This is a genomic window from Methanolacinia paynteri, from assembly GCF_000784355.1.
Classification (GTDB): domain Archaea; phylum Halobacteriota; class Methanomicrobia; order Methanomicrobiales; family Methanomicrobiaceae; genus Methanolacinia; species Methanolacinia paynteri.
On the sequence record NZ_KN360935.1, the window covers coordinates 9,939 to 17,728 of the forward strand.

8 protein-coding genes are annotated in these 7,790 nt (G+C 57.0%); 7 read left to right on the top strand and 1 reads right to left on the bottom strand.

The features are described from left to right. Positions 1–1,025, top strand: a 1,025-nt coding sequence (locus tag METPAY_RS09285; RefSeq protein ID WP_048151693.1) for a tRNA (guanine(10)-N(2))-dimethyltransferase, incomplete at its 5' end; no start/stop codon positions are given. 9 nt (positions 1,026–1,034) lie between these two features. Here METPAY_RS09285 and METPAY_RS09290 read toward each other — a convergent pair. After that, positions 1,035–2,150, bottom strand: a complete 1,116-nt coding sequence (locus tag METPAY_RS09290) for an OBG GTPase family GTP-binding protein (protein ID WP_048151696.1) — start codon at positions 2,148–2,150, stop codon at positions 1,035–1,037. Positions 2,151–2,377: 227 nt separating this feature from the next. On the opposite strand from METPAY_RS09290, the gene METPAY_RS09295 reads away from it, so the two are divergent. From METPAY_RS09295 to trpB, 6 genes are all read left to right on the top strand, one after another. Continuing rightward, positions 2,378–3,967 (top strand): anthranilate synthase component I family protein, encoded by a 1,590-nt coding sequence (locus METPAY_RS09295; protein ID WP_157199054.1) that lies wholly within the window; start codon positions 2,378–2,380, stop codon positions 3,965–3,967. Further along, on the top strand, positions 3,964–4,542 hold the full coding sequence (locus METPAY_RS09300; RefSeq protein ID WP_048151702.1) for an anthranilate synthase component II: 579 nt from the start codon (positions 3,964–3,966) through the stop codon (positions 4,540–4,542). Before METPAY_RS09295 ends, METPAY_RS09300 begins: the two co-directional genes overlap by 4 nt. After that, positions 4,539–5,588: an anthranilate phosphoribosyltransferase gene (trpD, locus tag METPAY_RS09305; RefSeq protein ID WP_048151741.1), complete on the top strand. Its 1,050-nt coding sequence runs from the start codon at positions 4,539–4,541 to the stop codon at positions 5,586–5,588. The genes METPAY_RS09300 and trpD overlap by 4 nt, the downstream gene beginning before the upstream one ends. After that, the gene (locus tag METPAY_RS09310; RefSeq protein ID WP_245611594.1) at positions 5,557–6,336 is read left to right on the top strand and encodes an indole-3-glycerol phosphate synthase TrpC; all 780 of its coding nucleotides are present in this window, start codon (positions 5,557–5,559) and stop codon (positions 6,334–6,336) included. The genes trpD and METPAY_RS09310 overlap by 32 nt, the downstream gene beginning before the upstream one ends. Continuing rightward, entirely contained in the window at positions 6,327–6,911 is a 585-nt protein-coding gene (locus METPAY_RS09315) for a phosphoribosylanthranilate isomerase (protein WP_048151705.1), read from the top strand. Before METPAY_RS09310 ends, METPAY_RS09315 begins: the two co-directional genes overlap by 10 nt. Further along, on the top strand, positions 6,902–7,790 hold an 889-nt coding region (gene trpB / locus METPAY_RS09320), incomplete at its 3' end, for a tryptophan synthase subunit beta (protein WP_394296518.1). The genes METPAY_RS09315 and trpB, both read left to right, overlap by 10 nt.

The window sequence follows — 7,790 nt, forward strand, 5'->3', positions numbered from 1 at the left end:
CACCGGTATTCTTCAACAAAAGAATGGCGATAAACAGGGACCTGACAATCCTTATCCTGAAGTGTCTCCAGCCCGAGACATACCTCGACGCGATGGGGGCAACAGGTGCGAGAGGGCTTAGGGTCTCGAAGGAATGCGGGATCAAAGTGACGATCTGCGACAAGGACACCGACTCTATAACACTGATAAAATACAACCGCGACCGGTGCTGCAAGGAGGCGGAGGTCGTCGAATGCGACGCGAACGTCCTGATGCACCAGAGAAGATTCGATGCGGTCGACATCGATCCCTTCGGCTCGCCCGCACCCTTCATGAACTCGGCGGCGACATCTGCCAAAAAATATCTCTTCTTAACGGCGACGGACACCGCCCCCCTCTGCGGTGCACATCTGAAGGCGGGAATCCGCCGGTATTTCTCCAAACCGCTGAACAACGAATACCATTCCGAGACCGGCCTCCGTGTTCTCCTCGGCTACGCGGCAAGGGAATGCGCAAAATACGATCGCGGGATCGAGCCGCTCTTCTGTTACGCAAGAGAGCACTTCGTCAGGGTTCACCTGAAAGTCACCGGGGGAGCGGGGAGGGCGGACAAGGCACTCGCGAATCTCGGCTATGTCCACCACTGCAACAGCTGCGGGTTCAGGATCGAGCAGAAAGGAATCCTTCCCGAGACGATACGGTGCAGCGAATGCGGCGGGAAGCTTGCGGTCTCCGGCCCGGTCTGGCTCGGGGCTATCAACGACAAAGAACTCATCGCGGAGATGCTTGAAAAACTCCCGGAAGCGGAACTCGACAACGAAATTAAGATCCAAAAACTCCTCACGACACTCGGTGAAGAGCTCGACACGTCGACATTCTACGACTACCACGTGCTGAGCAGATTATGGAAAGTATCCCCAAAATCGATCGACGATGTCATCGAATCGTTGAAAGAGAAGGGATACGCCGCATCAAGAGTCCATTACTGCGGAACCGGGCTGAAGACCGACGCTCCCCTTGCAGCAATAAAAGAGTCACTGACCTGAAAGATTCCTTCAGGCCCTCGTAACAATTGTCAGAATATCCCCGTCCAGAAGCTGGTGCGGGAGACTGACCCTCTGGGCGTCGTGCTTGACCGACGGGCCCCACACTTTTGCATACCTGAATTTGCTGACGAATTCGCGGTGAAGCTTGTTGCAGACATCTTCCACCGTCGCAGGCTCCCTGATAATGAGCGGCTCTTCCATGTCGGCTTTACCGCCAACGGGTTTCATATAGATCCTAATGAAGCCGAGCTGTTCGTAGATCTCGTCCTTCAGCTTTTCAATATTGTACCCGCTGTGGGCCGAGAGCATGATCGGCGGCCTTCCGAATCTTTTCGTCACGTCCTTTACGATATCCCGCCGGGTCTGCTCGTCGACGAGATCCACCTTGTTGATCGCAAAGAATGCCGGGACATAGACCCTGTTGCCGAACATCGCGTCGATGAAATCGTCCTGGGTCACCTCGCCCCTGATGAGGACGTCGGCGTTGACGATCTTGTTCTCCGCGAGGATCGCACGAATCTCCTCGAGGTCGAGACCCGAGTAGCCGACTGTGTTGAACCTTATACCGCCGTTCGACGCCTTCTTTATCGTGATATCGGGCTTCTTCTTGTTGATACGAATGCCGGCGTCGTATAGTTCGTTTATCAGGACGTTGATGTGCTTTTCATTGTATACGTCGCCGAGAAGGAGGATCAGGTCGGCGCCTCTTACGACGGCGATGACCTCCTTTCCGCGGCCCTTGCCCATCGCCGCTCCCGCGATAAGTCCCGGGATATCGAGGATCTGGATATTCGCACCCTTGTGCTCCATCGCACCGGGGACGACGGTGAGTGTGGTGAACGCGTAGCTCGCGGTCTCGCTGTCCGTATTGCCCGTAAGTTTGTTGAGGAGCGTCGACTTACCGACAGAAGGGAAACCGACGAGGACTACTGTTCCGTCGCCCGACTTTTTGACCGAGTAGCCTTCGCCTCCGCCGGCCGAGGCCATCGCTCTCATTACGGCCTCATCCTTCAGTTTCGCAAGTTTCGCCTTGAGCCTGCCGATATGATGAGAAGTTGCCTTATTGTATTTTGTATTCTGTATCTCGTCTTCGAGTGCTTTTATTTCTTCTTCAACGGAGGCCATACTTGTTCATATAAGTGGCACCGGAGAATACTTAATTTTGTGCATCGAAAATCCAGAAATCGTGCAGATCTCCCCGTTAAAGCCCTGTTTCAGGAGACTGTGCGGGAGGCGTGACGGCGGCACGACAACAGGAGTGCAGGGTTTACAAAAGTTTCACACAACCGTAAGCCAACTTCTGTACATCGCAGTACAATAATGTATATATATGTACAAAACTGAATAATGTTGTGACACGAGGTGATGCCGGTGGAATGGAGACCGGTTTATTACAGGAAACAATACCAGCATATTCGGAAATAGAAAAGATCTGCGCGGAAAAGGATTATCCGGTGATAATTCCTGTCTACGCGGTATTCGACGATACGTTCCCGAGACCTGCGGATGCATTCGGGATGCTGCGCGAAGATGGATGCAGAGACGGGGGATTCATACTCGAATCTCTCGAAGGAAACGAAAAACTGGCGAGATACTCGATACTCGGCTTCAACGTCCGGGCGAAGATCACGATCTCGGAAAAGACGGAGATCACGGGCGACCGCGGGTTCACAGGAGCTCCGGACAGCGAGATAAACGGAGACCCGCTCGAAGCCGCAAGAGCCGCGATAAAGAACCCGCGGTTCTGCAATACCGGAATCCCGATCTTTCCCGGCGGATTTACGGGATACTTCTCGTACGATATGGTATACTCGCTCTACCCCGGCCGGTTGGGCAGCAGGAAGAAGACTGAAGACAACGACTTCCCGCTCGCCGAATTCCTCATGCCGGGAGATTATATAGTATACGACCATTTTGAAAATTCGGTATACTTCGCATCGCTCCTGAAGATCGGAGAAGATACGGATGCCAGGTCGGAATACCTGAAGGCCGCAGGAAGGATCGCCGGAATGGTCGATCTCCTCAGGGGAAAGCAAAACGAAACGGAAACGGATCACGGGGCTGCCGGCGACCGGTGTGAATACACCTCCCCCACGGGAAAGGAGTCCTACGAGGATATGGTCAGTTCAGCCCGCGAATACATCTACTCGGGAGACATATTCCAGGCCGTCGTTTCACGGAAGTTCGAATGCGAATTCGGCGGCGACCCGTATTCGATATACAGGGCGCTGAGGAAGATCAACCCGAGCCCGTATATGTACTACATAGATTTCGGCGGACGCCAGGTGATCGGAGCCAGCCCGGAGATGCTTGTCAGGTGCAGGAAAGGAGTAGTTTCCACCGTGCCGATCGCAGGGACGAGGAAACGCGGAATGACACCCGAAGAGGACGCCGCACTTGCCGAAGAGCTGCTTGCCGACGGAAAGGAATGCTCGGAGCATATCATGCTCGTCGATCTTGCGAGAAACGATATCGGCAGGATCTCGAAATACGGGACGGTCAGGCTGCCGCAGTTCATGGAGGTCGAGAAGTTCTCACATGTCCAGCATATAGTATCCACCGTCGAAGGCGATCTCTCGGACGGCCTCGACGGGTTCGACGCACTGAGGTCGTGCTTCCCGGCGGGAACGGTCAGCGGGGCCCCGAAGATCAGGGCGATGGAGATTATCGACGAGCTCGAAACCGAAGCAAGAGGTCTCTACGCGGGAGCGGTCGGGTATATCTGCCCTGACGGGGACATCGACTTCGCGATAGCGATCAGAACTGTCCTCGCCGAGAACGGGAAGCTTACGATCCAGGCCGGAGCGGGGATCGTTGCAGATTCTGTCCCTGAAACGGAGTTCTTCGAGACCGAGAGCAAGGCGGCCGGGATAATAAAATCGATCGATGCGGCAGGCGGAAAGGAAACGGGAGCGATTAGAACCGGAGGAATTGTAAGATGAACGTCCTTGTCATAGACTGCTACGACAGTTTCACCTACAACCTCTGCCAGCAGATCGGAAAGACCGGCTGCAACCTCACGGTATTCAAAAACGACGCTGACCCGGAGGAGGTCTTCGCCGGGAACTACGACAGGATCATCCTCTCGCCGGGACCGGGAAAGCCGGAGAACTCGGGCCTCTGCCTCGACGTTCTCGAAACTTTGAGCAGGGAGACCCCCACTCTCGGGGTCTGCCTCGGCCACCAGGCGATCTGCCATTTCTTCGGGGCAGAGGTCGTAAAGACCAACAAGCCGGTGCACGGGAAGGTCTCGGAGATAATCCACGACGGAGGGAGCATCTACTCGGGGCTGAAATCGCCCATCACGGCGACACGCTACCATTCGCTCGCCGTCCTGGCGGAGACGCTTCCAAAGGAGCTTGTCCTGACCGCGAAGAGCACTGACGACGGGATGATCATGGGCGTCAGGCACACGAAATACCCGGTCGAAGGAGTCCAGTTCCACCCGGAAAGCATACTGACAGGGGTCGGCGACAGGCTCATGGAGAATTTCCTGAGGGAGGGAATATGCAGATGATCCGCAGTGCAATCGCGGCCGCCGTGGACGGATCGGACCTGACGGATTTTGAAGCCGCATCGGTTATGAGGGAGATCATGGCCGGCGATGCGACAGATTCCCAGATCGCTTCGTTCATCACAGCTATGAGGATGAAAGGGGAGACGAGCCGTGAGATTGCGTCCTTCGCTGAAGCCATGCGGGAGTCGGGGATAAAGATTCATCCCAAGATCAAAGGGACTCTTGTGGATACGTGCGGAACGGGCGGTGACGGGAGCAACACGTTCAATATCAGCACCGCGGCCGCGATCGTTGCGGCAGGAGCCGGAGTTCCGGTCGTAAAGCACGGGAACAGGAGCGTCTCCAGCAGGTGCGGCTCGGCGGACGTCCTCGAAGCTCTCGGGGTCAATATCATGGCCGAACCGGCGACTGTTGAGAAAACAATCGAAGAGATCGGGATCGGGTTCCTCTTCGCAAGGAGTTTCCACCCGGCAATGGGGCATGTCTCAACCGCACGGCAGGAGACCGGGATCAGGACAGTCTTCAATGTCCTCGGCCCGCTCGCAAACCCGGCTGGTGCACAGGCCCAGCTCCTCGGGGTCTACGACAGGGAGCTTGTAGTAAAGATCGCCGAGGTGCTCGCGATTCTCGGGACCGAAAGGGCGATGGTCGTCCACGGCGACGGGCTCGACGAGATCACGACGGCCGGCAAGACGGCGGTCGCAGAGCTGAAGGACGGGCAGATTACGGAATACACTCTCGACTGCAGGGACCTCGGAATCCCGTTCTCTTCCCCCGGCGAACTGACGGGAGACGATCCCCGGACGAATGCATGCATCATCCGGCGGGTGCTCGGCGGAGATGAGGGAGAAAAGTGTATAGGAGCAAGGGACATCGTCCTTCTCAACGCCGCTGCGGCGATTTACGTCGGCGGTTATGCTCAGACACTTGAGAAGGGCCTTTCGGCTGCTGAGAAGTCGATCGACAGCGGTTCGGCGATGCGGAAGCTCGAAGCCCTCGCAGGATACGGGACGGATGGAAGTGACGAAGGTGACGGCAATGCTTGACCTGATAGTGGAGAGCACAAGACGCCGGGTAAAGGCGATCGACACTTCCGTCCCGGTTGAGGAAAGGCAGATTCAGAGCCTTGAAAAGAGCATAAAGAACAAGAAACAGAACGGAATGAACCCGGTCATAGCCGAGATAAAATTCAGGTCGCCGTCCGAAGGAATCATACGCAGGTATGAAGACCCGGCGGGGATTGCATCCGGATACGTTGATGCAGGATGTGCAGGGATCTCGGTCCTTACCAATCCTGAGTTCTTCGGCGGGGACAATTCATTCATAGAAAAGATCCGGCCGCAGACGGCGGTTCCGGTCCTGCGAAAGGATTTCGTCGTCGACGAGGCACAGGTCAGGGAGACTGCGGCGCTCGGGGCCGATGCGGTCCTGCTTATCGCGGCTGTTCTCGGGGATTCGCTGGGTGAGTTTATAGAATATACGCACGGGTTCGGGCTCGAAGCCCTCGTGGAGGTCCATGATGAGGCGGAGATGGAGAACGCGATCTCTGGCGGAGCACGGATAATAGGGATCAACAACAGGAACCTGAAGACAATGAAGACAGAACTTGAAACGACGAGGAGGCTCGGCCCCCTTGCGGCAGGGAGAGGGGTGACGGTCGTCTGTGAAAGCGGCATCACCGGACCTGCGGATATCAGGGAGATGAGAGAATACTGCGACGGGTTCCTCGTCGGGACATACCTGATGAAGGCGGAAAACCCGGCGAAGGCGCTGGAGGGTCTCGTATGCGCATAAAGATCTGCGGGATAACGACGGTAAGGGACGCACTGACGGCCGAGGAGCTCGGTGCGGACGCGATCGGTGTCGTGGTGTGCTCTGATTCGCCGAGATCGGTTCCGGTGAAGCGTGCGAAGGAGATCTTCGCCGCCCTGAAGCCGACGACGATGAAGGTCTGCGTCACGGACACGAGATCGGAGAGCGACTTAGAGGTTATAATGCACGTGAAGCCGGACGCGATCCAGCTCCACAGCGGAATCGGGGTCCCGGAGAAATACGGGATACGTGTAATCCGTGCGGTCAGGCCGGGCGAGGAGCCGGTTACGGGCTACAACATGGTGCTCGTCGACGGGAGCCGCGGGAACGGAACACCATACGACAGTGATTTCGCGATCAGGATGGTCAGGGAGACGGGCGCCCCGGTGATTCTCGCGGGCGGGCTTAATCCCGAAAATGTCGAGGATGCGATCAGGACGATCTCCCCTTCGGCGGTGGATGTATCGTCCGGAGTCGAGAAGAGTCCGGGAATAAAGGACCCTAAGAGGGTTGCGGAGTTCATAAGGCACTGCAGGGAGGCGGAGGCATGCCTGTGAATGGAAGGCCCGGCAGGTACGGGAGATTCGGCGGGCAGTATGTCCCCGAGACGCTGATGTTCGCACTGGACGAGCTCGAGGAGAACTACAGGAAGTTCATGGCCGACGAGCGTTTCAGGGCGGAGCTCGACGGGTACCTGAAGAATTATGCCGGACGCGAGACGCCGCTAACGTTCTGCAGGAATATGTCGGATGATCTCGGGTGCAGGGTCTACCTGAAGAGGGAGGACCTCCTCCACGGCGGGGCCCACAAGATCAACAACACCCTCGGCCAGGTCCTGCTCGCGAAATACATGGGAAAGGAGCGGATAATCGCCGAGACGGGTGCGGGACAGCACGGGGTCGCGACCGCGATCGCGGGGTCTCTTCTCGGGATCCCGGTCGAGGTTTACATGGGCGAGAAGGACTGCGAGAGGCAGAAGCTCAATGTGTTCCGGATGGAGCTGATGGGAGCGAAGGTTCACCCGGTGAGTTCGGGGACGAAGACGCTCAAGGATGCGACGAACGAGGCGATGCGTGACTGGGTTGCGAGCGTTATGAATACGCACTATGTCCTGGGGTCGGTCGTCGGGCCGCACCCGTTCCCGGAGATGGTCAGGGACTTCCAGTCGGTGATCGGAAAGGAGACGAGAAGGCAGGTCATGGAGGCCGAAGGTAGGCTGCCGGATGCGGCGATTGCGTGTGTCGGCGGCGGTTCGAACGCGATGGGGATGTTCTACCCGTTCATTAAAGATCCTGTCAGGCTCATCGGGGTCGAGGCGGGAGGAAAGGGCGATGGACCGGGACAGCACGGGGCGGCCCTGTGCAAGGGTGAACCGGGCGTTCTTCACGGTGCGTTCTCGTATCTTCTCCAGGACAAAAACGGCCAGATCTCTGATA